Origin of the sequence: Streptomyces sp. NPDC048507, assembly GCF_043199995.1 — a bacterium.
Classification (GTDB): domain Bacteria; phylum Actinomycetota; class Actinomycetes; order Streptomycetales; family Streptomycetaceae; genus Streptomyces.
In genome coordinates, this window is record NZ_JBICWZ010000001.1 from 272983 (window position 1) to 296934 (window position 23952).

The following is a 23952-nucleotide window of genomic DNA, read 5'->3' on the forward strand; positions in this document are numbered from 1 at the left end:
ATTGCGGCCACCGCCTCCGCGTCACACCATGGAGCCATGCCACTGCGAAACGTGCTGGTCGTCCTCTACGACGGGGTGCAGAGCCTGGACGTCACCGGCCCGGTCGAGGTCTTCGACGGCGCCCGGCGGTGCCCCGGCGGTGACGGCGGGTACGCGATCCGCACGGTGTCCCCGGGCGGGGCCCCGGTCCGGACGGGCAGCGGGCTGGCCCTGGTCCCCGACGGGGACCTGGAGAGCGCCCGGCCGGGCCCCGGGACCACGCTGCTGGTCCCCGGGGGCCGCTACCGCGCCGATTTCGAGCCCCGGCTGACCGACTGGCTCCGTACGCACGGGGGACGCGCGGAGCGCCTGGTCTCGGTGTGCACCGGCGGACTGCTGCTCGCCGAGGCGGGGCTGCTCGACGGACGGCGGGCGACGACGCACTGGGACGCCTGCGCGGGGATGGCGCGGGACTACCCGCGGGTGTCGGTGGAAGCGGACCCCATCTACGTCCGGGACGGCCCGGTCGCCACCTCGGCCGGGGTCACCGCCGGGATCGACCTGGCGCTGGCGCTGGTGGAGGAGGACCTCGGGCGGGACGTGGCGCTGCTGATCGCCCGCCACCTGGTGGTGTTCCTGCGCCGCCCGGGCAACCAGGCGCAGTTCAGCGCGCAGCTGGCGGCGCAGACCGCCCGGCGCGAACCGCTGCGGGACGTCCAGCAGTGGATCACCGAGCACCCCGGCGGGGACCTGAGCGTGGAGGCCCTCGCCGCTCGGGCGGCACTGTCGCCGCGGCACTTCGCGCGGGCCTTCCGGGCGGAGACGGGCGTGACGCCGGGGCGGTACGTGGAGCGGGTGCGGGTGGAACACGCGCGCCGGCTCCTGGAGGAGGGCGGGGAAGGGGTGGCACAGATCGCCCGGTCCTGCGGCTACGGCACCCCCGAGGCCCTGCGCCGCGCCTTCGCCCGCCACCTCGGCCAGCCCCCGGCGGAGTACCGCCGCCGCTTCGGCCCGTAGGCCGGGGCGTCCGCCGCCCCGGTGGGGCATCCGTACCCGGTCCGGCGGGAACCTCCCGCCGGGGCCGTTCCAGCGAGCGCTCCGGAGGAGCCATGCAGATCGCCGTACTGCTCTACGACCGTTTCACCGCCCTCGACGCCATCGGGCCCTTCGACACCCTCGGCCGGCTCCAGGGCGCGCGGACCGTCTTCGTCGCCGAGCGCCCCGGGCCCGTCCGGACCGACAACGGGGCCCTCGCGCTCGTCGCCGACAAGGGGCTCGACGAGGTCACGCGGCCGGACGTGGTCATCGTCCCCGGCGGACCGCACCCCGAGGAGGAGATGAAGAACCCGGCCGTCCTCGACTGGCTGCGGGCCGTCGACGCCACCACCACCTGGACCACTTCCGTCTGCACCGGCTCGCTCCTGCTGGCCGCCGCCGGGCTGCTGGAGGGCCGCCGGGCCACCAGCCACTGGCTCTACCTCGACCGGCTGACCGGCTTCGGCGCCCGCCCCACCGGGGAGCGGGTGGTCTACGACGGCAAGTACGTGACCGCCGCCGGGGTGTCCTCCGGCATCGACATGGGCCTGGGCCTGCTCGGGAAGATCGCCGGGGACGAGTACGCCCAGACCGTGCAGCTGATGTGCGAGTACGACCCGCAGCCGCCCTACGACGCCGGTTCCCCCGAAAAGGCCCCGTCCGCACTCGTCGCCCGCCTGCGCGCGGCCGGGCCGTCTCTTCCGGATCGTGCCTGACCCGCGACGGCCTGATCCACGGACGGCCAGCCGAACCGCGGCGGCCGCCGCTCCAGGAACGCGGCGACGCCCTCCGCGGTGTCGCCGCTCGCGGCCGCCTGCCCCGCCCAGTGGGCGTCCCGGTCCGTGCGGCCGTCCGCGAACTCCTTCGCCGCGGCCTGCGTCAGCTGCGAGCGGGCGGTCAGGATCCGGGTGAACTCCGCCACCCGCTTGTCGAGTTGGCCGGCCGGCAGCAGCTCGTGCAGGAAGCCGGCGCGCAGCGCCTGCTCCGCGCCGATCAGCTCCGCCGAGTACAGCAGGTACTTGGCCCAGGCCGGGCCGACCACCGAGGCCAGCCGCCGGGTGGAGGAGGCCGGGTAGACGATGCCCAGCTTCGCCGGGGTCACCCCGAAGGAGGCGCCCTCCTCCGCGAACCGCAGGTCGCAGGCGGCCGCCAGCTGGCTCCCGCCGCCCACGCAGAAGCCCTTGACCGCCGCCAGCGTCGGCTTGGGGAAGGCGGCGAGCGCCTCCTCGGCGGCCACCGCCAGCGCCTGCGGATCGTCCGCGCCGGTCGGGGAGCCGGTGAGGGAGGAGATGTCGGCGCCCGCGCAGAAGGTCGCGCCCTCCCCGGTCAGCACCAGGACCCGTACGGCCGGATCGGCGGCGAGGCCGGGCAGCAGCCGCGGCAGGGCGCGCCACATCGCGGCGGTCATGGCGTTGCGCTTGGCGGGGTGGGAGATGACGACGGTGGCCACGCCGTCGGTGACGGTGGAGCGGAGGGCTGCGTCCATGCGCCGGATGCTATCCCGGGCAGCCGATCCTATGATCAAGGGGAGTCCGTCAGCGGGGGGTGCCGAGGGGGGTGCTGAAAGGTGGCACGCCCATGGGCGCCGACCGTACCGGCCGTACCGACCCGCGCACCGGGCGGGACAAGAAGAAGCTGGGGCGCAGCTTCGGGCTGCTGGCCCTGCTCGGGGTGATCCTCGTACTGGCGGGCCTGGTGGGCCTGGTCTATACGGGCGTGGCCACCTTGACCTCGATGTTCCTCTTCGGCTGGCTGCTGCTGATCGGCGGTGTGGTGGGCCTGGCGCAGGCCGTGCAGTCGCGGGGGAGCAACTACTTCTGGCTCGCCGTCATCGTCGCCGCGATCAACCTCGCCGCCGGGTTCGTGATCCTGCGGCGCCCCGAGGCGAGCGCCGAGGCGCTCACCATGTTCGCCGCGCTGCTGTTCCTGACCGGCGGGCTGTTCCGTCTCGTCGGCGCGCTGGTCGTGCGCGGCACCAACTTCGGGCTGGCCCTGGTCCAGGGCGCCTTCGGGGTCCTGCTCGGGATCCTGATCCTGTCCAACTGGCCGGGCAACAGCCTGTACGTCATCGGCACCTTCTTCTCGCTCGCCCTGCTGTTCGACGGGCTGAGCCTGGTGGCGCTGGGAATGGGCGCCCGGCGCGTCCTCGGCCTGGTCGGCGGGGATGACGGGACGGCCGGGCCGGGCGTGGCGGACGGGGTCCGGGAGACGGCCGGGAAGAGGCCTGCATCGGATCAGAAGCAGTCGAACAACTGACTCTGTCATACGCCAATGGTCAGAAAGTGTCCGATTGACGCTGACTTCTGGTCAGCGACGCGGTCCGGACCAGCGCCTTCCCCACTCTTGGCACGTGGAGACGATCGAGCGTGAAGACGGGGGCCGGAAGATGAACGACAGCGGGAGCGTCCCGCCAGCCAGGGAGGGTGAGGCGCCGGCTCCGGCGGACCCCCTCGCCTACGAGGGGGTGTGGCGCTTCACCGCGCCCGCGGTAGAAGAATCCGTTCCGCAGGCCCGCCGAGCGGTCCGCGACCTGCTCGGCCGCCAGGGGGTGCCCGCCCCGCAGGACCTGGTGTACTCCCTGCTGCTGATCGTCTCCGAACTGGTGACGAACTCGGTCCGGCACGCGGCCCTGCTCTCCCCGGAGGTGGCCGTCGAGGTCGCGGTGGGCCGCGAGTGGGTGCGGGTCGCCGTCGAGGACAACCACCCGTACCGGCCCAAGGCGCTGGAGGCCGACTTCGGCCAGACCGGCGGCCGGGGCCTGCTGCTGGTCCGAGAGATCACCCGGGAGGCCGGCGGCGTCTGCGACGTCGAGCACACCTCGACCGGCGGCAAGGTGATCTGGGCCGCCCTCCCGCTCGCCGCTCCGGCCCCCGCGCCCTGAGGGGCGGGGACCGCGGCGCCGCCGCGGCCGGGCCGGGCCCGGCCGCCCGCTCCTACCAGCCCGCTCCTACCAGCCCGCCGCGTCGCCGGTCAGCTCGCGGATCGCGGGCCGCGCCGCGTCCAGCACCGTCATGAACCAGGCCGAGAACGGCACCTCGGCGTGCTGCTTCGCCAGCTCCTCGGCCGTGACGAAGGCCGTGTCGCCGACCTCCTCCGGATCCGGCGAAGGATCCGACTGCGCCAGTCCCACGAACAGGTGGTTGTACTCCTGCTCGACCAGCCCGGAGGCCGGGTCCGGGTGGTTGTAGCGCACCGTCCCCGCCTCCGCGAGCAGCGAGGGCGACAGGCCCAGCTCCTCGTGGGTGCGCCGGGCCGCCGCCGCGAACGGGGACTCGCCGGGGTAGGGGTGGCCGCAGCAGGTGTTCGACCAGACGCCGGGGGAGTGGTACTTCCCGAGGGCGCGCTGCTGGAGGAGCAGACGGCCCCGCTCGTCGAAGAGGAACACGGAGAACGCCCGGTGCAGCAGGCCGGGCGCCTGATGCGCGGAGAGTTTCTCCGCGGTGCCGATGGTGTTGCCGGACTCGTCGACCAGTTCGAGCATGATCGATTCCTGAGTTCCGGTGCCGGCGGACGCGCTGCCCGCGTCGGTGGCTGGTGTGGTCGGCATACCCATCCTTCGCTTCGGACTCCGGCCTTCAGTCTGCCGTACAAAAGAGGCTTGTCCCCACTTCGGCGATCAACGCATGTCCGCCCCGCGCCGCGTGATAGGCGGCGCGGGGCGGACCTGTGGCGGCGTCAGCCGACTCCGAAGGGGGCCGGGTAGGCGATCGTGCCCGACGGGACCGGAACCGAATCGTCCAGCACCAGCGCCATCATCGCCTCGTCGGGCACCTCGAAGGGTGCCCGGATCCCGAAGAGCGACGCCGGGACGAACCCGAAGCGCGGGTAGTACGCCGGGTGCCCGAGCACCAGGACCAGCGACTCCCCCCGTTCCCGGGCCGCCGCGAGCAGGGCGCGGACGACCGCGCTGCCGGCGCCCGAGCGCTGGAGCGCGGGATCGGCGGCGACCGGCGCGAGCGCGAGCGCCGGGGCGCCGTCCACCGTGCAGCGGGTCAGCAGGGCGTGCGCCGCCACCGACCCGTCCGGGCCCTCGGCCACGAAGGAGAGCCCCGCGAGCCAGGCGGCGTCGGCGCGCAGCGCGTCGACGAGATCGGCCTCCATCGGGGTGTCGAAGGCCGCCAGGTTGACGGCCCGGACCGCGGCCGTGTCGGCCGGGGTCTGCGGCCGGGCGGGCCAGCGGTTCCCGTCCCCGGCGCTCACCGGGGCCAGGACGTAGCCCCGGTAGCCGTACTCGTGCCCGTGCCGTTCCCGTACGGAGATCTCCTCGCGGGTCTCGGCGAGTGCGGCCCGGGCCGCCGTGGTGGTGGCGGGCGGGGCGGTCCGGACCCGCTCGCCGAGCGGACCGTAGTACCCCGCCCAGTCGGAGTCCGGCTGGAGCAGCGTGCCCAGCACCCGGTACCCGGCCGCCTGGGCGGCTGCCGTGTTGCGGGCGGTGGAGCGCAGCGGGAACCGCGGGTCCCAGAAGGCCCGGGCCCCGGCCGACGGCTCCTCGACGGTCCACTCGCACTCGCTCAGCACGAGCCGGCCGCCGGGCGCCAGCAGCCGGCGCCACTCGGCGAGCGCCCGGTCGAAGCCGATGCAGTAGGCGGAGCCCTCGGCCCAGACGAGGTCGAAGGAGCCGTCCTCGAAGGGCAGCGCGCCCATGTCCGCCCGGACGGCCGTCACGCGGCCGGCCCGGCTCCGGGCCGCGGCGGCGGCGCGCAGTTCGGCGAGGAACGGCTCGTGCAGGTCGACGGCGGTCACCTCGGCGAGGCCCGCCCCGCCCGCCTCGGCGGCGAGCAGCAGCGCACTGCGGCCGGGGCCGCAGCCGACGTCGAGGACGCGCGGCCGCTCGGGCAGCGGTCCGCACAGGGACAGCAGGCGGCGGGTGGTCGCGTCGGAGCCGGGGGCCTGCCGGGGCAGGCCGTGGTGCAGCTCCATGAACGCGGTGAGGAAGGAGTCGTCCGGACCGGACGCGGACGTGCCGGTGTCCTCGGACGTGGGGGTGTCCTCGGACGTCGGGGTGTTTTCAGACGTGCGAGTGTTCTTGTCGGTCAACGCGAACCCTTGGAACGGGGGCTCCGGCCGACGGGCCGATCGCTGGGGTCAGCCCTGGCGGGGAGCCCGGGAAACGGGGGAGGGGACGTACCGGAATGCGCCGCGCTCTGCTGCGGCCACTGCGACGGTCATCAACCCCACCTCATTTCTCGTTCCCGGACGTGTTCACGGGATCCGAACACGTCGGCGTCCACCCTAACATCCGGCGTCAAACGGCCCCCGAGGGGCCCGAACGGCTGATGAATGCCGCGTTCCATTCATCCGATAGCCTCTGCCGACGTGCCGCCGCCCCACCAGGCGATCCGTCGCGCCTGTTCGCTGGATGCCCGCTGCAAGGAGTGAGTCCGTCTGTCGACCGTCATCCTCACCGGCCCGCCGGTTCCCGGATCGCCGCTCGAAGACGAGCTCCGCTCGCTCGGGTTCGACGTCCGCCCGGTCACCGGCCCCGAAGACACCGCCGCCGCGCTGGCCGGCGTACCCGCAGACGAGCGGGTGGCCGTCGTGGACAGCGCCTTCGTCGGGCACCCGCACGCGCTGCGCCTCGCGCTGACCGACCCGCGCTTCGACGCCTGCGCCGTGACCGGCGCCTTCGCCGTCCAGCGGGGCGCCCGCGCGGCGCTGGACAAGGCCGCCGCGCTCGCGCCCGAGGGCCCGGGCCCGTACGCCGACGCCCTCGCCGGCGCCGTCGAGGCCGCCGGGACCACCGTCCAGCGGCCCGAGCTCGGCAGCCTGGTCGCCGCCGTGCCCGTCACCGGGGAGGAGCGCGCCGGGGCGATGGCCGCCGTGGCCGCCGTGGACGACGAGGCCGTGCGCCTGCGCACCGCCGTCAAGTCCCGCGACGGCTTCTTCACCACCTTCTTCATCAGCCCGTACTCGCGCTACATCGCCCGCTGGTGCGCCCGCCGCGGCTTCACCCCCAACCAGGTCACCACGGCCTCCCTGCTCACCGCGCTGATCGCGGCGGGCTGCGCCGCCACCGGCGAGCGCGGGGGCTACGTCGCCGCCGGGGTGCTGCTGCTCGTCTCCTTCGTCCTGGACTGCACCGACGGGCAGCTCGCCCGGTACGCGCTCCAGTACTCGACGATGGGTGCCTGGCTCGACGCCACCTTCGACCGCGCGAAGGAGTACTCCTTCTACGCGGGCCTCGCGCTCGGCGCCGCCAGGAACGGCGACGACGTGTGGGCCCTCGCACTCGGCGCGATGATCCTCATGACCTGCCGGCACGTCGTCGACTTCGCCTTCAACGAGGCCAACCACGACGCCACGGCCAACACGAGCCCGACGGCGGCGCTGTCCGGCCGGCTCGACAGCGTGGGCTGGACGGTCTGGGTCCGCCGCATGATCATCCTCCCCATCGGCGAACGCTGGGCCATGATCGCGGTCCTGACCGCCGTCACCACCCCCCGGACCGTCTTCTACGCCCTGCTCGTCGGCTGTGCCTTCGGCGCCCTCTACACCACCGCCGGCCGGGTGCTGCGCTCCCTGACCCGCAAGGCGCGGCGCACCGACCGCGCCGCCCGGGCCCTGCGGGACCTCACCGACTCGGGGCCGCTCGCCGAACTGGCCGCGAGGCTCCTCTCCCACCCGGGGCGCACCCTGAGCGTGCCCTTCGCGGTGCTCGGCGCGGCGCTGGTGACCGGCGCCGCCTGCTACGCGCCCTTCGGCTCCATGACGGTCGTCTACGCGGCCCTGCTGTACGCCGTGCTCAGCGGCGACGCCGTCGCCCGGCCGCTGAAGGGCCCGCTGGACTGGCTGCTGCCGCCGCTCTTCAGGGCCGCCGAATACACGACGGTCCTGGTCCTCGCCGTCAAGGCGGACGTCCCCGGGGCCCTCCCGGCGGCATTCGGCCTGATCGCGGCGGTCGCCTACCATCACTACGACACGGTCTACCGCATCCGCGGCGGGACCGGCGCGCCCCCGCACTGGCTGGTGCGGACGATCGGCGGGCACGAGGGCCGGGTGCTGCTCACCGCGGTGCTCGCCGCCGTGCTGGCGTCGCGCGCGGCGGACTTCCCCGTCGCGCTCACGGCCCTGGCCGTGTTCGTGGCTCTGGTGGTGCTCGTGGAGAGCATCCGCTTCTGGGTCTCCGCCGGAGCACCCGCCGTACATGACGAAGGAGAACCAGCATGATCGGCCTTGTACTCGCTGCCGGTGCCGGACGCCGCCTGCGTCCCTACACCGACACCCTGCCCAAGGCCCTCGTGCCGGTCGGTCCCCAGGGGCAGGAGGACAGCCTCACCGTCCTCGACCTGACCCTGGGCAACTTCGCCGAGGTCGGCCTCACCGAGGTCGCCGTCGTCGTCGGCTACCGCAAGGAGGCCGTGTACGAGCGCCGCGAGGCGCTGGAGGCCAAGTACGGCGTCAAGATCACGCTGATCGACAACGACAAGGCCGAGGAGTGGAACAACGCCTACTCCCTGTGGTGCGCGCGTGACGTCCTCAAGCAGGGCGTGATCCTCGCCAACGGCGACACCGTCCACCCCGTCTCCGTCGAGAAGACCCTCCTCGCCGCCCGCGGCGAGGGCCGGAAGATCATCCTGGCCCTCGACACGGTCAAGGACCTGGCCGAGGAGGAGATGAAGGTCGTCACCGCCGAGGGCCTGGGCGTGCGGACGATCACCAAGCTGATGGAGCCCGCCGACGCGACGGGCGAGTACATCGGCGTCACCCTCATCGAGCCCGAGGCCGCCGAGCAGCTCGCCGAGGCCCTGAAGACCACCTTCGAGCGGGACCCCGACCTCTACTACGAGGACGGCTACCAGCAGCTCGTCAACGACGGCTTCACCATCGACGTCGCTCCCATCGGCGACGTCAAGTGGGTCGAGATCGACAACCACGACGACCTCGCCAAGGGCCGGACGATCGCATGCCAGTACTGACGCGGCTGATCCCCTCGCCCGTCGTCGTCGACATCAGCCGGGGCGCGATGGACGACCTGGCCGGCCTCCTGGCCGACCAGCGCATCTCCGCGTCCGGCAAGCTCGCCATCGCGATCAGCGGGGGATCCGGCCAGGCGCTGCGCGCCAAGCTGGAGCCCGTCCTGCCGCACGCCGACTGGTACCCGGTCGTCGACGGCACCATCGATTCCGCGGTCAAACTGGCCGACGACATAAAGGGCCGCCGCTACGACGCCGTCGTGGGCCTGGGCGGCGGCAAGATCATCGACGTGGCGAAGTACGCCGCGGCGCGGGTCGGCCTGCCCATGGTGGCGGTCGCCACCAACCTGTCGCACGACGGGATCTGCTCCCCGGTGTCCATCCTGGACAACGACAACGGACGCGGCTCCTACGGCGTGCCCACGCCGATCGCCATGGTGATCGACCTCGACGTGATCAAGGACGCCCCGGTGCGGTTCATCCGCGCGGGCATCGGCGACGCGATCTCCAACATCTCGGCCATCGCCGACTGGGAGCTCTCGCACGCGGTCACCGGCGAGGCGGTCGACGGCCTCGCCGCCGCGATGGCCCGCACCGCGGGCGAGTCCGTCCTGCGCCATCCCGGCGGATGCGGGGACGACGAGTTCCTCACCGTGCTCTCCGAGGCCCTGGTGCTCTCCGGCATCGCCATGTCGATCAGCGGCGACAGCCGCCCCTCGTCCGGCGCCTGCCACGAGATCAGCCACGCCTTCGACCTGCTCTACCCGGGGCGCTCCGCGCTCCACGGCGAGCAGGTCGGCATCGGCGCCGCCTTCGCCATGCACCTGCGCGGCGCCACCGAGCAGTCCGGCCTGTTCACCGAGGTCCTGCGGCGCCACGGCCTGCCCGTGCTGCCCGAGGAGATCGGGTTCAGCGTGGACGAGTTCGTCGCGGCCGTCGACTACGCCCCCCAGACCCGCCCGGGACGCTTCACCGTCCTGGAGCACCTCAACCTGTCCGCAGCCGAGATCAGGGACGCTTACGCCGACTATGCCCAGACCATCCGTAGCTGAACTCCGGCCCGTCGTTCACCCGCCGGGCGTCAAGGACCGGCGCAGTGGCGAGCACTGGGGCGGCCGCCTGTACATGCGCGAGATCTCGCTGCGCATCACCCGTCTCCTGGTCACCACCAAGGTCACGCCGAACCAGCTGACCTACGTGATGACCCTCGCCGGCGTCCTCGCCGCGCCCGCCCTCCTGGTGCCGGGCGTCTGGGGCGCCGTCCTCGGCGTGGTCGCGGTCCAGCTGTACCTGCTGCTGGACTGCGTCGACGGCGAGGTCGCCCGCTGGAAGAAGCAGTACTCGCTCGCCGGGGTCTACCTGGACCGGGTCGGCGCCTACCTGTGCGACGCCGCCGTCCTGGTCGGCTTCGGCCTGCGCGCCGCCGACCTGTGGGGCGGCGGGCGGATCGACTGGCTGTGGGCCTTCCTGGGCACCCTCGCGGCACTCGGCGCGATCCTGATCAAGGCCGAGACCGACCTGGTCGGCGTCGCCCGCCACCAGACGGGCAAGCCCCCGGTACAGGAGTCGGCCGCCGAACCGCGTTCCTCCGGCATGGCGCTCGCCCGCCGGGCCGCCGCCGCGCTCAAGTTCCACCGGCTCGTCCTCGGCATCGAGGCGTCCCTGCTCATCCTGGTGCTGGCCGTCCTGGACCAGGTCCGCGGCGACCTGTTCTTCTCCCGGCTGGGTGTCGCCGTACTGGCGGGCATCGCCCTGCTCCAGACCGTGCTGCACCTGGTGTCGATCCTGGCCTCCAGCAGGCTGAAGTGACCGCGCCGATGCGGCTGGGCGCCGTGATCATCACCATGGGCAACCGCCCCGACGAGCTCAAGGCGCTGCTGGAGTCCGTGGCCCGCCAGGACGGGGATCCCGTCGAGGTGGTCGTCGTGGGCCAGGGCGTCGAGCTCACCGGGCTCCCCGAGGGCGTCCGCACCGTCGCGCTGCCCGAGAACCTGGGCATCCCGGGCGGCCGCAACGTCGGCATCGAGGCCTTCGGCCCCGGTGGCCGCGAGGTGGACGCCCTGCTCTTCCTCGACGACGACGGGCTGCTGGAGCGCGCCGACACCGCGGAGCTGTGCCGGCAGGCCTTCGCCGAGGACCCCGAGCTCGGGATCGTCAGTTTCCGCATCGCCGATCCGGACACCGGGGTGACCCAGCGCCGCCACGTGCCGCGGCTGCGCGCCTCGGACCCGATGCGCTCCTCCCGCGTCACCACTTTCCTGGGCGGCGCCAACGCCGTCCGTACGGCGGTGTTCGCGCAGGTCGGAGCGCTGCCGGGGGAGTTCTTCTACGCCCACGAGGAAACCGACCTGGCCTGGCGGGCGCTGGACGCGGGGTGGCTGATCGACTACCGCGCCGACATGGTGCTCCTGCACCCGACGACCGCCCCGTCCCGGCACGCCGTCTACCACCGTATGGTGGCCCGTAACCGGGTGTGGCTCGCCCGCCGGAACCTGCCCGCGCCGCTGGTGCCGGTCTATCTGGGGGTCTGGCTCGCGCTGACGCTCGTACGCAGGCCTTCCGCACCGGCGCTGAAGGCGTGGTTCGGCGGCTTCAAGGAGGGCTGGACCACTCCCTGCGGTCCCCGGCGCCCCATGAGGTGGCGTACGGTCTGGCGACTGACCCGGCTGGGCCGACCGCCCGTCATCTGACAAGCTCGCGTCTGGGAGCATGGCCCCACCAAGGGTCCGGCGCACCAGCCCCGATGCCCCTCCTGCCGCATCTTGAAGACGGAAAGTTTCAACTTGTGAGTGACACAACCCACGACGGCGCCCTCGCCACGAGCAAGCCGCCGTCCGACGACGCGGGCCTGAGCCCCGCCGAGCTCGCCAGGAAGTACGGCCTGTCGGTCAGTGGCGCTCGGCCCAGCCTGGGCGGATACGTGCGGCAGCTCTGGGGCCGGCGCCACTTCATCATGGCCTTCTCGCGGGCCAAGCTGGTGGCGCAGTACAGCCAGGCGAAGCTCGGCCAGATCTGGCAGGTGGCCACCCCGCTGCTGAACGCGCTCGTCTACTACCTGATCTTCGGCCTCATCCTGAACGCGGGCCGGGGCATGGAGAAGGGGGTGTACATCCCCTTCCTGGTGATGGGCATCTTCGTCTTCACCTTCACCCAGAACTCGCTGATGGCGGGCGTCCGGGCGATCCCCACCAACCTCGGCCTGGTGCGCGCGCTGCACTTCCCGCGCGCCTCGCTGCCGATCTCCTTCTCCATGCAGCAGCTCCAGCAGCTGCTCTACTCGATGATCGTCGTGGTCATCGTGGCGGTCGCCTTCGGGAACTACCCGCAGCTGTCCTGGCTGCTGGTCATCCCGACGCTGGCCCTCCAGTTCGTCTTCAACACCGGCCTCGCCCTGGTCTTCGCGCGGATGGGGTCCAAGACCCCCGACCTCGCGCAGCTGATGCCCTTCCTCACGCGCACGTGGATGTACGCCTCGGGCGTCATGTTCTCGATCGGCGAGATGCTGAAGGACAAGCCGTCCTGGATCGCCGACGTCCTCCAGTGGAACCCGGCGGCGATCTACATGGACCTGGTCCGCTTCGCCCTGATCGACGACTACGGCGCGTCGAACCTGCCGCCGCACGTCTGGCTCTTCGCGGCCGGCTGGGCCGTCCTCATCGGCGCCGGCGGCTTCGTGTACTTCTGGAAGGCTGAGGAGCGTTACGGCCGTGGCTGAGATCGTCAAGACCAACGTGCCCACCGTCATCGCCGACGAGGTGCACATCGTGTACCGCGTGAACACCGGCAGCTCCGGCAAGGGCAGCGCCACCGCGGCGCTGAGCAAGATACTCCGCCGCGGCAAGGGCGACGCTCCGGGCGTCCGCCGGGTCCACGCCGTGCGGGGCGTCTCCTTCACGGCGTACCGGGGCGAGGCCATCGGCCTCATCGGCTCGAACGGCTCCGGCAAGTCCACCCTGCTGCGCGCCATCGCCGGCCTGCTGCCCTGCGAGTCCGGCAAGGTCTACACCGACGGCCAGCCCTCGCTGCTGGGCGTCAACGCCGCCCTGATGAACGACCTCACGGGGGAGCGCAACGTGGTCCTCGGCGGTCTCGCGATGGGCATGACCCGCGAGCAGGTCAGGGAGCGCTACCAGGACATCGTCGACTTCTCGGGGATCAACGAGAAGGGGGACTTCATCTCCCTTCCCATGCGCACCTACTCCTCGGGCATGGCCGCGCGCCTGCGCTTCTCGATCGCGGCCGCCAAGGACCACGACGTCCTCATGATCGACGAGGCCCTCGCCACGGGTGACCGCAAGTTCCAGGTCCGTTCCGAGGCGCGCATCCGCGAGCTGCGGGAGAAGGCCGGAACGGTCTTCCTGGTGAGCCACAACAACAACTCCATCCGCGACACCTGCAGCCGGGTGCTGTGGCTGGAGAAGGGCGAACTCCTGATGGACGGGCCCACCGAGGAAGTCGTCTCGGCGTACGAGAAGGCCACCAGCCACTGACCGGTCCACCCGGTCCGGGCCGCCCCGCGGCCGTCGCCAGGCCCCTGCCGCTCCGCGCGGCGGGGGCCTCGGCGTACGGACGGGCGGCCGTGGGGCGGGGGCGGGGCGGGAGGCGGACGGGCCGCGGCGGGCCGGGGCCGGCCGGGAGCCCGACATTCCGGGAGGCTAGGCCCACCCGATAGGCCCCCGCGGTGTTGTACAGCGTAAGCTGGACCAGTTCTCAATCGCGCCAAGAGGGGACGATTCCCCGCAGCCGGTCCACCCGGATACTCCCGGGTAAACTTCGGCGGCGTGTCCGAAATGGGATGACTTGGGTCGGCAGTGTAGAACGGGAGACGTGACGGCAATGGCTACGGGAATTCTGCGGCCCCCAGGCACAGTGGCCGTCCCCGCCACGGGCGGCGGGCGGTGACCCCCGGGTCCGGCATCCGGCCCGGCGCTCCCGCCACCGACCTCGACCCCCACGCCCGCGCCACCCTCGCCAAGGCCGCGGCGGAGAACTTCCCGGTCGCCCCCGCCTTCCTCCCGCGCGCCTGGCGCGACGGACTCACGGCGGTCTACGGCTATGCCCGCCTCGTCGACGACATCGGCGACGGCGACCTCGCCCCCGGCGGCCGCGACGCCGTCCTCCTGGGGCTGGAACCGGACGCCGTGGACGACCGGCTCGCCATGCTCGACGCCTTCGAGGCCGACCTGCTGCGCGTGTTCGGACCGGCCGACGCCCCGCCCCGCCACCCCCTGCTGCAGGCCCTGCGCCCCGTCGTGCGCGCGCACGGACTCACCCCCGAACCCTTCCTCGGACTCATCGAGGCCAACCGCCAGGACCAGCGCGTCACCCGCTACGCCACCTATGCTGACCTGCTGCGTTACTGCGAGCTCTCCGCCAACCCGGTCGGCCGCCTCGTACTGGGCCTCACCGGGACGAGCACCCCCGAGCGGATCCGCCGGTCCGACGCCGTCTGCACCGCCCTGCAGATCGCCGAGCACCTCCAAGACGTCACCGAGGACCTCGGCCGCGACCGGATCTACCTCCCCGCCGAGGACATGCGCCGCTTCCACGTGGCCGAGAATGATCTGCGGGCCCCGTCCGCCGGCGCATCCGTGCGCTCCCTGGTCGCGTTCGAAACTGAACGGGCACGCGACCTCCTGAATGAAGGCACCCCCCTCGTGGGTAGCGTGAACGGCAGGCTACGGCTGTTGCTCGCGGGATTCGTGGGAGGGGGGCGAGCCGCCCTGCGAGCGATTTCGGCCACCGGTTTCGACGTGCTTCCCGGCCCGCCCAAGCCCACCAGGAGCCTCCTGCTCCGCGAGGTGGCCGCCGTTTTGCGCACAGCGCCGAGAAAGGGGTGAGCCCGAACGTGGAGGGCCCCACACACGCGTCCGTACCGTCCGCTCCGGTCCTCGCGGCCTACAGCTACTGCGAGGCCGTCACCGGAACCCAGGCGCGCAACTTCGCGTACGGCATCAGGCTGCTGCCCACCGACAAGCGACAGGCGATGTCCGCCCTGTACGCCTTCTCGCGGCGCGTCGACGACATCGGCGACGGCACCCTCGCCCCCGAGGCCAAGTTCGTCCGGCTGGAGGAGACGCGCAGCCTGCTCGGCCGGATCCGGGCCGGGGAGGTCGAGGAGGACGACACCGACCCGGTGGCCGTCGCCCTCGCGCACGCCGCGCGCCGCTTCCCCATCCCCCTCGGCGGCCTCGACGAACTCATCGACGGGGTCCTGATGGACGTCCGCGGCGAGGAGTACGAGACCTGGGACGACCTCGCGGCCTACTGCCGCTGCGTGGCCGGAGCCATCGGACGGCTCTCCCTCGGCGTCTTCGGCACGGTGGACACCGGCGCCCTCGGCGCCGACGCGGCCCGCGCCGACGAGTACGCCGACACCCTGGGCCTGGCCCTGCAACTCACCAACATCCTCAGGGACGTGCGCGAGGACGCGGCCAACGGCCGCACCTACCTCCCCGCCGAGGACCTCGCCAAATTCGGCTGCTCCGACGGCTTCGCCGCCGACCGGGCCCCCGCCGGAGCCGACTTCGCCGGCCTCGTCCACCACGAAGTGCGGCGCGCGCGGGCCCTGTTCGTCGAGGGCTACCGGCTGCTGCCGATGCTCGACCGGCGCAGCGGCGCCTGCGTGGCCGCGATGGCCGGCATCTACCGCCGCCTCCTGGACCGCATCGAGCGCGAACCCGCGGCGGTGCTGCGCGGCCGCGTCTCGCTGCCGACCCACGAGAAGGCGTACGTCGCCGTCCGCGGCCTGTCCGGCCTCGACGCCCGCACCATCTCCCGCCAGAGCACGCGGAGGCGCATCTGATGTCCCGCCCGAGGACCCCCGCCGTGCGGGCGGCCACCCCGCCCGCCGCGCTCCCGCTGCCCGCGACGGCGCGCCCGCGCCACCGCGCGCACGGTCCGGCCGCCGCGCCCGCGACGGCCGCGCCCCGGTCCGGGCGCGGAGCCGCCGGGAGCGCCGTCCGCGGCGGGGCAACCCCGCGGGGCGCCACGGCGTCCCATCGGGCGGGTCCGGCCCGCGCCCGCACCCGGCGGCCGGCCGCCCGCAGCGCCCGGCAGGGCCACCGCACCACGGGGGAGGACGCATGAGCACCGAGCCGCAGCAGGCCGGCGAGCGGGCCGTCGTCGTCGGCGGCGGGCTCGCCGGAGTCACCGCCGCGCTGCAACTCGCCGACGCCGGACTGCGGGTGACCCTCCTCGAAGGCCGCCCCCGGCTCGGCGGCCTCGCCTTCTCCTTCCAGCGCGGCGACCTCACCGTCGACAACGGCCAGCACGTCTACCTGCGCTGCTGCACCGCCTACCGCTGGTTCCTCGACCGGGTCGACGGCGCCGCCCTCGCGCCGCTCCAGGACCGGCTCGACGTCCCCGTCCTCGACGTCGCCCACCCCGCGGGACCCCGACTGGGCCGGCTGCGCCGCAGCGCCCTGCCCGTCCCCCTGCACCTGGCCGCCTCGCTGGCCCGCTACCCGCACCTCTCCCTCGCCGAGCGGCTGAGCGTCGGCCGCGCCGCCCTCGCCCTGCGCCGCCTCGACCCCGCCGACCCGGCCCTGGACGGCCTGGACTTCGCGACCTGGCTCGCCCGCTACGGCCAGTCCCCGCGCACCATCGAGGCGCTCTGGGACCTCGTCGGCATCGCCACCCTCAACGCCACCGCCGACCGGTCCTCCCTGGCACTGGCCGCCATGGTCTTCAAGACCGGCCTGCTCTCCGAGAACGGCGCCGCCGACATCGGCTGGGCCCGCGTACCGCTCGGCGACCTCCACGACACCCTCGCCCGCAAGGCCCTCGACGCCGCCGGCGTGCGCACCGAGCTGCGCACCCGCGTCACCTGCCTGTCCCGCACCGACGAGGGCCACTGGCGGGTGGACACCGAGGAGGAGTCGCTGCGGGCGGGCACCGTCGTCCTCGCCGTCCCGCAGCGCGAGGCCCACGCCCTGCTCCCGCCCGGCGCGCTGGCCGACCCGGACAAGCTGCTCGACATCGCCACCGCACCCATCCTCAACGTGCACGTCGTGTACGACCGCAAGGTGCTCCGGCAGCCCTTCTTCGCCGCGCTCGGCACCCCCGTCCAGTGGGTGTTCGACCGCACCGACGCCTCCGGACTCACCGACGGCGGCCAGTACCTGGCCCTGTCCCAGTCGGTCGCCCAGGACGACATCGACGAACCCGTCTCGGTCCTGCGCGCCAAGTACCTCCCCGAACTGGAGCGGCTGCTGCCCGCGGCCCGCGGCGCGAAGGTGCGCGACTTCTTCGTCACCCGCGAGCGCACCGCCACCTTCGCCCCCGCCCCGGGCGTCGGCCGGCTGCGCCCCGGCCACCGCACCGACACGCCGGGGCTCTATCTCGCCGGTGCGTGGACCGCGACCGGCTGGCCCGCGACCATGGAGGGTGCCGTACGCAGCGGCATCGGTGCCGCGCGCGCGGCACTGGAGACCCTGGGCCGCCCCGCCGGACACCCGCTGCGGGAGACGGCATGACGACGACCACGACCACCAGCACGACCGGCACAGCACGTACAGGAACCAGAGGAGAGCCAGTGAACCCGGGGAACCCGGCTGTCGAGAACACGGCTGCCAGTGTGGGCACGGCCGGCGGGGAGCAGGCGGACACGCTCGCCCTCCTGGAACGCGGCCGCACGCTGTCGACCCCCGTGCTCCGCGCCGCCGTAGACCGGCTCGCGGCGCCCATGGACACCGTCGCCGCCTACCACTTCGGCTGGATCGACGCCCAGGGCAACCCGGCGGACGGCGACGGCGGCAAGGCGGTGCGGCCCGCCCTCGCCCTGCTCTCCGCCGAGGCCGCGGGCGCCTCCGCGGAGGTCGGGGTTCCCGGGGCCGTCGCCGTGGAGCTCGTCCACAACTTCTCGCTGCTGCACGACGACCTGATGGACGGCGACGAGCAGCGCCGCCACCGCGACACGGTGTGGAAGGTGCACGGACCGGCGCTGGCGATCCTCGTCGGCGACGCCCTCTTCGCGCTGGCCAACGAGGTCCTGCTGGAGCTCGGCACCGTCGAGGCGGGCCGCGCCGCCCGCCGCCTGACCACCGCCAGCCGCAAGCTCATCGACGGCCAGGCCCAGGACATCTCCTACGAACACCGCGAGCGCGTCAGCGTCGAGGAGTGCCTGGAGATGGAGGGCAACAAGACGGGTGCCCTGCTGGCCTGCGCGGTCTCCATCGGCGCCGTGCTCGGCGGCGCCGACGACCGCACGGCCGACAAGCTGGAGGAGTACGGCTACCACCTCGGCCTCGCCTTCCAGGCCGTCGACGACCTCCTCGGCATCTGGGGCGACCCGGACGCCACCGGCAAGCAGACCTGGAGCGACCTGCGCCAGCGCAAGAAGTCCCTGCCGGTGGTCGCGGCCCTCGCGGCCGGCGGACCCGCCTGCGAGGAACTCGCCGAGCTGCTCGCCGCAGACGCCAAGAGCAACGACTTCGAGAACTTCTCCGAAGCGGAATTCGCCCACCGGGCCTCGCTCATCGAGGCCGCCGGCGGGCGCCAGTGGACCGCCGACGAGGCGCGCCGCCAGCACGCGGTGGCGATCCGCGCCCTCGACGACGTGAACATGCCGCAGCGGGTGCGGGACCAGCTCGTCGCCCTCGCCGACTTCGTCGTCGTGCGCAAGAGGTGATCGCCACCCGGCAGCGGATATAGCGCGAGTCGCCGGCCGGTGCGCCCCCCCACGGGAGGCGCGCCGGCCGACGGCAGAACCCCAGCACAGCAGAGGACACTGTTCTAAGGGGAAGAAGCCATGACTGCGACGACCGACGGCGCCGGTGCGATGGCCGGCGGCGCGGATCCGGAACACGAGGGCGCGACGGCCCCGCCGCCGCCCGCCCGCGCCACCGCGCCCGGGACGCCACCCGGTGCCACGGACCCCGCCGCAGGACTGCTCCACGGGGTCCGGCAGGCCACCGGCCGGGCCACCCGCGAGCTGCTGGAACGCCAGGACCCGGCCGGCTGGTGGAAGGGCGACCTGGAGACCAACGTCACCATGGACGCCGAGGACCTGCTGTTGCGGCAGTTCCTCGGCATCCGCGAAGAGGCCGTCACGCAGGCCGCCGCCCTCTTCATCCGCGGCGAACAGCGGGCGGACGGTACCTGGGCCACCTTCCACGGCGGGCCGCCCGAACTCTCCGCGACCATCGAGGCGTACGTCGCCCTGCGGCTGGCCGGCGACCCGCCCGACGCCCCCCACATGGCCCGCGCCTCGGCCTGGATCCGGGCCCACGGGGGCATCGCCTCGGCCCGGGTCTTCACCCGGATCTGGCTGGCGCTCTTCGGCTGGTGGAACTGGGACCACCTGCCCGAACTCCCGCCCGAACTGGTCTTCCTGCCTCCCTGGGTGCCCCTGAACATCTACGACTTCGGCTGCTGGGCCCGCCAGACCATCGTCCCCCTGACCGTCGTCTCCGCGCTGCGGCCCGTCCGCCCGGCGCCCTTCGCCCTGGACGAGCTGCACACCGACGCCCGCGCCCCCTACACGGCCAAACCGCCCGCACCGCTGGCGAGTTGGGACGGTGCCTTCCAGCGCATGGACAAGGTGCTGCACGTCTACCGGAGGTTCGCCCCGCGCCGGCTGCGCAAGGCCGCCATGACCGCCGCGGGCCGCTGGATCGTCGAGCGCCAGGAGAACGACGGCTGCTGGGGCGGGATCCAGCCACCCGCCGTGTACTCGGTCATCGCCCTGCACCTGCTCGGCTACGACCTGCGCCACCCGGTGATGCGGGCCGGGCTGGAATCCCTCGACCGCTTCGCCGTCTGGCGCGAGGACGGCGCCCGGATGATCGAGGCCTGTCAGTCCCCGGTCTGGGACACCTGCCTCGCCGCCATCGCGCTGGCCGACGCGGGGGTGGCCCCCGACCACCCGGCCCTGGTCAAGGCCGCCGACTGGATGCTCGGCGAGGAGATCCGGCGCAGCGGCGACTGGGCCGTGCGCCGCCCCGGCCTCGAACCGGGCGGCTGGGCCTTCGAGTTCCACAACGACAACTACCCCGACATCGACGACACCGCCGAGGTCGTACTGGCCCTGCGCCGCATCCGCCACCCCGAACCCGCCAAGGTCGAGGCGGCCATCGCCCGCGGCGTGTCCTGGAACCTCGGCATGCAGTCGAAGAACGGCGCCTGGGGCGCCTTCGACGCCGACAACACCAGTACCCTGCCCAACCGGCTGCCCTTCTGCGACTTCGGGGAGGTGATCGACCCGCCCTCCGCAGACGTCACCGCCCACGTGGTGGAGATGCTGGCCTTCGAGGGCAGGGCCGCCGACCCCCGCACCCGCCGTGGCATCGCCTGGCTGCTCGCCGAACAGGAGCCCGACGGAGGCTGGTTCGGCCGCTGGGGCACCAACTACGTGTACGGGACGGGCTCGGTGGTGCCGGCCCTCACCGCCGCCGGCCTGGCCCCCGCGCACCCCGCGATCCGGCGGGCCGTGCGCTGGCTGGAATCCGTACAGAACGGCGACGGGGGCTGGGGCGAGGACCAGCGCTCCTACCAGGACCGCTCCTGGGCCGGAAAGGGCGCCTCCACCCCCTCGCAGACCGCCTGGGCGCTGATGGCCCTGCTGTCGGCCGGCGAGCGCGACGGCAGGGCCGTCGAGCGGGGACTGGCGTACCTGGTGGAGACCCAGCGCCCCGACGGGACCTGGGACGAGCCCTACTTCACCGGTACCGGCTTCCCCTGGGACTTCTCCATCAACTACCACCTCTACCGGCAGGTGTTCCCGCTCACCGCGCTCGGCCGCTACCTCCACGGAGAGCCCGCCGTGCCCGGCCGCCCCCGCACCGCGGCGGCCCGCCCCGAGGAGGCCGGATGAGCTCCGCCGCCCGGCCCCCGCTGCTGATCGCCTGCGCCCTGCGCATCGAAGCGGCCGCCCTGCGCACCGCACGCGGCGGCGCCGCGGAAGGGGCGCTGCTGCGCACGGGCATGGGCCCGCGCGCGGCCGAACGCGCCGTCGCCCGGGCCCTGCGGCGGCCGGGCATGCAGGGGGCCGCCGTCCTCGCGACCGGCTTCTGCGCCGGCCTGGTCCCCGGGATGAACCCCGGCGACCTGGTCGTCGCCGAGGAGACCCGGGACCCGCGGGGCACGGTCGCCTGCACCGCCACCACCCTGCTCGCCGAGGCACTGGCCCGGGCCGCTCCCGGCCGGACCGTGCACACCGGCGCACTGACCGGATCAGACCACGTCGTCCGCGGCCAGGAGCGCGCGCAGCTGCGCGCCACCGGCGCCGTCGCGGTCGACATGGAGTCCGCGGCCACCCTGTGGACCGCGCACGGCCACGGCGGACGCCCGGTTGCGGCCGTCCGGGTGATCGTGGACGCTCCGGAGCACGAGCTCGTCCGTATCGGCACGGTCCGCGGTGGAATATCGGCCTTCCGCGTGCTGCGTGCCGTACGGCCCGCGTTTTATGACTGGCACCGTTCGTTGCTGCTCCCCAGGAGGTGAGCCAGATGGCCATGCCGTTGCGACAGTCCATCAGGGTCGGGACCTATCTTCTCGAACAGAAGCTCCGCAAGCGTGAGAAGTTCCCGCTGATCGTCGAGCTGGAACCGCTCTACGCCTGCAACCTGGCCTGCGAGGGGTGCGGGAAGATCCAGCACCCGGCCGGCGTGCTCAAGCAGCGCATGCCGGTCGCCCAGGCGGTCGGCGCCGTCCTGGAGTCCGGGGCGCCGATGGTGTCCATCGCGGGCGGTGAGCCCCTGATGCACCCGCAGATCCACGAGATCGTGCGCCAGCTCGTGGCGAAGCGGAAGTACGTCTTCCTCTGCACCAACGCGATGCTGCTCCGCAAGAAGATCGAGAAGTTCACCCCGTCCCCGTACTTCGCCTTCGCCGTCCACATCGACGGACTGCGCGAACGCCACGACGAATCCGTCGCCAAGGAAGGCGTCTTCGACGAGGCCGTGGCGGCGATCAAGGAGGCGAAGCGGCGGGGGTTCCGGGTCACCACCAACTCGACCTTCTTCAACACCGACACCCCCCAGACGATCATCGAGGTGCTGAACTACCTCAATGACGACCTCCAGGTCGACGAAATGATGATCTCGCCCGCCTACGCCTACGAAAAGGCACCCGACCAGGAGCACTTCCTCGGCGTCGAACAGACCAGGGAACTCTTCAGGAAGGCGTTCTCCGGCGGCAACCGGCGGCGCTGGCGCCTCAACCACTCCCCGCTCTTCCTCGATTTCCTGGAAGGAAAGGCGGATTTCCCCTGCACGGCCTGGGCCATTCCCAATTACTCGCTGTTCGGCTGGCAGCGCCCCTGCTACCTGATGAGCGACGGATACGTGCCCACGTACCGGGAACTGATCAACGACACCGACTGGAGCAAGTACGGCCGCGGCAAGGACCCGCGCTGCGCCAACTGCATGGCGCACTGCGGCTACGAGCCCACCGCCGTCCTCGCCACCATGGGCTCCCTGAAGGAGTCCCTGCGCGCGGCCCGGGAGACGATCGGCGGCAACCGGGCCACCTCGTCATGACGCCCCGGCCCCCGGGGGGCAAGGGCTTCGACCTCGCCGCGCTGCTGGCCGAGCGCGGCGGGGAGCGCTACGAGCTGCACGCCCGCCACCTCAACCACCAGCTGCCCCGGATGCTGCACACCATCGGCTTCGACAAGGTGTACGTGCGCGCCGAGGGCGCCCACTTCTGGGACGACGAGGGCAACGACTACCTCGACATGCTGGCCGGGTTCGGGGTCATGGGGGTGGGCCGCCACCACCCCGTGGTGCGCCGGGCCCTGCACGACGTGCTGGACGCCCAGCTCGCCGACCTGACCCGCTTCGACTGCCAGCCGCTGCCCGGGCTGCTGGCCGAGAAGCTGCTCTCGTACAGCCCCCACCTGGACCGGGTCTTCTTCGGGAACAGCGGCACCGAGGCGGTGGAGACCGCCCTGAAGTTCGCCCGGTACGCCACCGGGCGGCCGCGGATCCTGTACTGCGACCACGCCTTCCACGGGCTCACCACGGGCTCCCTGTCGGTCAACGGCGAAGGCGGCTTCCGGGACGGCTTCGCCCCGCTGCTGCCCGACACGAAGATCGCGCTCGGGGACCTGGACGCCCTGGAGCGCGAGCTGGCGCGCGGGGACGTCGCCGCGCTCATCGTCGAGCCCGTCCAGGGCAAGGGGGTGCTCGCGGCGCCGCCCGGATACCTGCTCGCGGCGCAGGAACTGCTGCGCCGCCACAAGGCCCTGCTGATCGCCGACGAGGTCCAGACGGGCCTCGGGCGGACCGGCGACTTCTACGCGTACCAGCACGAGCCCGGAGTGGAACCGGACCTGGTGTGCGTGGCCAAGGCCCTGTCCGGCGGCTACGTCCCCGTCGGCGCGACGCTGGGCAGGGACTGGATCTTCCGGCGGGTCTACTCCTCCATGGACCGGGTGCTGGTGCACTCCGCGAGCTTCGGCTCCAACGCGCAGGCGATGGCGGCCGGACTGGCCGTCCTGGGCGTGATGGAGGACGAGGAGGTCGTCGCGAACGCCCGGGCCATGGGCGACCTGCTGCGCGGCCGGCTCGCGGCCATGGTGGACGAGTACGAGCTGCTGCACGAGGTGCGGGGGCGCGGGCTGATGATCGGCATCGAGTTCGGGCGGCCGTCCTCCCTGGGGCTGCGCAGTCGCTGGGCCGTGCTCCAGGCGGCCCGCAAGGGGCTGTTCGCGCAGATGGTGGTGGCGCCGCTGCTGAGCAGGCACCGGATCCTCACCCAGGTCTCGGGCGACCACCTGGAGGTCATCAAGCTGATCCCGCCGCTGATCGTCGACGAACGGGACGTGGACCGGTTCGTCGGCGCCTTCCGGGAGGTCATGGACGAGGCGCACGGCGGGGGCGGCCTGATGTGGGACTTCGGCCGGACCCTGATGAAGCAGGCGGTCGCCAACCGCTGACGCGCCGCGCGCCGCGCGCGGGGCCCGGTGCGCACCGGGCCCCGGGGGGGGGGTCGTCGCCCGCCGCGCCGTCCAGCCGCGCGGGGGGGCCGCAGTGCGTCGGGACGGCACGGTGGGTGACGGGGTGTGTCGGGCGCGGTGGGG

22 protein-coding genes are annotated in these 23952 nt (G+C 73.2%); 19 read left to right on the forward strand and 3 right to left on the reverse strand.

All coding sequences use genetic code 11. The features are described from left to right. Positions 1–36: 36 nt before the first annotated feature. Both ACGFXC_RS01245 and ACGFXC_RS01250 read left to right on the forward strand, forming a co-directional pair. Positions 37–996 (forward strand): GlxA family transcriptional regulator, encoded by a 960-nt coding sequence (locus ACGFXC_RS01245; RefSeq protein ID WP_393708300.1) that lies wholly within the window; start codon positions 37–39, stop codon positions 994–996. Positions 997–1088: 92 nt separating this feature from the next. After that, complete coding sequence (locus ACGFXC_RS01250) at positions 1089–1730, forward strand: DJ-1/PfpI family protein (RefSeq protein ID WP_393708302.1); 642 nt, start codon at positions 1089–1091, stop codon at positions 1728–1730. On the opposite strand, the gene ACGFXC_RS01255 is transcribed toward ACGFXC_RS01250, so the two are convergent. After that, positions 1643–2500, reverse strand: coding sequence for an enoyl-CoA hydratase/isomerase family protein (locus ACGFXC_RS01255; RefSeq protein ID WP_393708303.1), 858 nt, complete (start codon positions 2498–2500; stop codon positions 1643–1645). The genes ACGFXC_RS01250 and ACGFXC_RS01255 overlap by 88 nt on opposite strands. A 92-nt stretch (positions 2501–2592) precedes the next feature. Between ACGFXC_RS01255 and ACGFXC_RS01260 the strand changes: the two genes are divergently transcribed. Next, positions 2593–3270, forward strand: a complete 678-nt coding sequence (locus tag ACGFXC_RS01260; protein ID WP_393708304.1) for an HdeD family acid-resistance protein — start codon at positions 2593–2595, stop codon at positions 3268–3270. A gap of 94 nt (positions 3271–3364) precedes the next feature. Then, complete coding sequence (locus ACGFXC_RS01265; protein ID WP_393708305.1) at positions 3365–3895, forward strand: ATP-binding protein; 531 nt, start codon at positions 3365–3367, stop codon at positions 3893–3895. A gap of 66 nt (positions 3896–3961) precedes the next feature. Here the strand turns inward: ACGFXC_RS01265 and idi are convergent, their stop codons facing one another. After that, on the reverse strand, positions 3962–4561 hold the full coding sequence (gene idi / locus ACGFXC_RS01270; RefSeq protein ID WP_393708307.1) for an isopentenyl-diphosphate Delta-isomerase: 600 nt from the start codon (positions 4559–4561) through the stop codon (positions 3962–3964). Positions 4562–4689: 128 nt separating this feature from the next. Further along, on the reverse strand, positions 4690–5934 hold the full coding sequence (locus ACGFXC_RS01275) for a GNAT family N-acetyltransferase (protein ID WP_393709569.1): 1245 nt from the start codon (positions 5932–5934) through the stop codon (positions 4690–4692). 465 nt (positions 5935–6399) lie between these two features. Here ACGFXC_RS01275 and ACGFXC_RS01280 point away from each other — a divergent pair, with 465 nt between their 5' ends. The 15 genes from ACGFXC_RS01280 (at position 6400) to ACGFXC_RS01350 (ending at position 23808) form a co-directional block, all read left to right on the forward strand. Further along, entirely contained in the window at positions 6400–8181 is a 1782-nt protein-coding gene (locus ACGFXC_RS01280) for a DUF5941 domain-containing protein (RefSeq protein ID WP_393709570.1), read from the forward strand. After that, on the forward strand, positions 8178–8930 hold the full coding sequence (locus ACGFXC_RS01285) for a sugar phosphate nucleotidyltransferase (protein ID WP_393708309.1): 753 nt from the start codon (positions 8178–8180) through the stop codon (positions 8928–8930). Before ACGFXC_RS01280 ends, ACGFXC_RS01285 begins: the two co-directional genes overlap by 4 nt. Beyond that, on the forward strand, positions 8918–9979 hold the full coding sequence (locus tag ACGFXC_RS01290; protein ID WP_393708310.1) for an iron-containing alcohol dehydrogenase family protein: 1062 nt from the start codon (positions 8918–8920) through the stop codon (positions 9977–9979). Before ACGFXC_RS01285 ends, ACGFXC_RS01290 begins: the two co-directional genes overlap by 13 nt. Then, on the forward strand, positions 9957–10736 hold the full coding sequence (locus ACGFXC_RS01295) for a CDP-alcohol phosphatidyltransferase family protein (protein ID WP_351826852.1): 780 nt from the start codon (positions 9957–9959) through the stop codon (positions 10734–10736). The genes ACGFXC_RS01290 and ACGFXC_RS01295 overlap by 23 nt, the downstream gene beginning before the upstream one ends. Before the next feature lie 8 nt (positions 10737–10744). After that, entirely contained in the window at positions 10745–11617 is an 873-nt protein-coding gene (locus ACGFXC_RS01300) for a glycosyltransferase family 2 protein (protein WP_393709572.1), read from the forward strand. A gap of 95 nt (positions 11618–11712) precedes the next feature. Then, complete coding sequence (locus ACGFXC_RS01305) at positions 11713–12642, forward strand: ABC transporter permease (RefSeq protein WP_393708313.1); 930 nt, start codon at positions 11713–11715, stop codon at positions 12640–12642. After that, positions 12635–13417, forward strand: a complete 783-nt coding sequence (locus ACGFXC_RS01310) for an ABC transporter ATP-binding protein (protein WP_393708315.1) — start codon at positions 12635–12637, stop codon at positions 13415–13417. The genes ACGFXC_RS01305 and ACGFXC_RS01310 overlap by 8 nt, the downstream gene beginning before the upstream one ends. A 426-nt stretch (positions 13418–13843) precedes the next feature. After that, the gene (gene hpnC, locus ACGFXC_RS01315; RefSeq protein ID WP_393709573.1) at positions 13844–14767 is read left to right on the forward strand and encodes a squalene synthase HpnC; all 924 of its coding nucleotides are present in this window, start codon (positions 13844–13846) and stop codon (positions 14765–14767) included. Continuing rightward, the gene (gene hpnD / locus ACGFXC_RS01320; RefSeq protein ID WP_393708317.1) at positions 14764–15732 is read left to right on the forward strand and encodes a presqualene diphosphate synthase HpnD; all 969 of its coding nucleotides are present in this window, start codon (positions 14764–14766) and stop codon (positions 15730–15732) included. The genes hpnC and hpnD overlap by 4 nt, the downstream gene beginning before the upstream one ends. 280 nt (positions 15733–16012) lie before the next feature. After that, on the forward strand, positions 16013–17404 hold the full coding sequence (gene hpnE / locus ACGFXC_RS01325) for a hydroxysqualene dehydroxylase HpnE (RefSeq protein ID WP_393708319.1): 1392 nt from the start codon (positions 16013–16015) through the stop codon (positions 17402–17404). A 59-nt stretch (positions 17405–17463) separates the two neighbouring features. After that, on the forward strand, positions 17464–18558 hold the full coding sequence (locus ACGFXC_RS01330) for a polyprenyl synthetase family protein (protein WP_393708320.1): 1095 nt from the start codon (positions 17464–17466) through the stop codon (positions 18556–18558). Positions 18559–18678: 120 nt separating this feature from the next. Beyond that, positions 18679–20742 (forward strand): squalene--hopene cyclase, encoded by a 2064-nt coding sequence (gene shc, locus ACGFXC_RS01335; RefSeq protein ID WP_393708322.1) that lies wholly within the window; start codon positions 18679–18681, stop codon positions 20740–20742. Next, positions 20739–21371, forward strand: coding sequence for a 1-hydroxy-2-methyl-2-butenyl 4-diphosphate reductase (locus tag ACGFXC_RS01340; RefSeq protein ID WP_393708324.1), 633 nt, complete (start codon positions 20739–20741; stop codon positions 21369–21371). The genes shc and ACGFXC_RS01340 overlap by 4 nt, the downstream gene beginning before the upstream one ends. Before the next feature lie 5 nt (positions 21372–21376). After that, positions 21377–22408, forward strand: coding sequence for an adenosyl-hopene transferase HpnH (gene hpnH / locus ACGFXC_RS01345; RefSeq protein ID WP_393708326.1), 1032 nt, complete (start codon positions 21377–21379; stop codon positions 22406–22408). After that, positions 22405–23808, forward strand: coding sequence for an aspartate aminotransferase family protein (locus tag ACGFXC_RS01350; RefSeq protein WP_393708328.1), 1404 nt, complete (start codon positions 22405–22407; stop codon positions 23806–23808). Before hpnH ends, ACGFXC_RS01350 begins: the two co-directional genes overlap by 4 nt. Positions 23809–23952 lie beyond the last annotated feature (144 nt).

Coding starts and splice junctions, on each gene's coding strand:
- ACGFXC_RS01245 (WP_393708300.1), top strand. CDS start 37: ATGCCACTGCGAAACGTGCTGGTCGTCCTCTACGACGGGGTGCAGAGC.
- ACGFXC_RS01250 (WP_393708302.1), top strand. CDS start 1,089: ATGCAGATCGCCGTACTGCTCTACGACCGTTTCACCGCCCTCGACGCC.
- ACGFXC_RS01255 (WP_393708303.1), bottom strand. CDS start 2,500: ATGGACGCAGCCCTCCGCTCCACCGTCACCGACGGCGTGGCCACCGTC.
- ACGFXC_RS01260 (WP_393708304.1), top strand. CDS start 2,593: ATGGGCGCCGACCGTACCGGCCGTACCGACCCGCGCACCGGGCGGGAC.
- idi (WP_393708307.1), bottom strand. CDS start 4,561: ATGCCGACCACACCAGCCACCGACGCGGGCAGCGCGTCCGCCGGCACC.
- ACGFXC_RS01275 (WP_393709569.1), bottom strand. CDS start 5,934: ATGGAGCTGCACCACGGCCTGCCCCGGCAGGCCCCCGGCTCCGACGCG.
- ACGFXC_RS01285 (WP_393708309.1), top strand. CDS start 8,178: ATGATCGGCCTTGTACTCGCTGCCGGTGCCGGACGCCGCCTGCGTCCC.
- ACGFXC_RS01290 (WP_393708310.1), top strand. CDS start 8,918: ATGCCAGTACTGACGCGGCTGATCCCCTCGCCCGTCGTCGTCGACATC.
- ACGFXC_RS01295 (WP_351826852.1), top strand. CDS start 9,957: ATGCCCAGACCATCCGTAGCTGAACTCCGGCCCGTCGTTCACCCGCCG.
- ACGFXC_RS01300 (WP_393709572.1), top strand. CDS start 10,745: ATGCGGCTGGGCGCCGTGATCATCACCATGGGCAACCGCCCCGACGAG.
- hpnE (WP_393708319.1), top strand. CDS start 16,013: ATGAGCACCGAGCCGCAGCAGGCCGGCGAGCGGGCCGTCGTCGTCGGC.
- shc (WP_393708322.1), top strand. CDS start 18,679: ATGACTGCGACGACCGACGGCGCCGGTGCGATGGCCGGCGGCGCGGAT.
- ACGFXC_RS01340 (WP_393708324.1), top strand. CDS start 20,739: ATGAGCTCCGCCGCCCGGCCCCCGCTGCTGATCGCCTGCGCCCTGCGC.
- hpnH (WP_393708326.1), top strand. CDS start 21,377: ATGGCCATGCCGTTGCGACAGTCCATCAGGGTCGGGACCTATCTTCTC.
- ACGFXC_RS01350 (WP_393708328.1), top strand. CDS start 22,405: ATGACGCCCCGGCCCCCGGGGGGCAAGGGCTTCGACCTCGCCGCGCTG.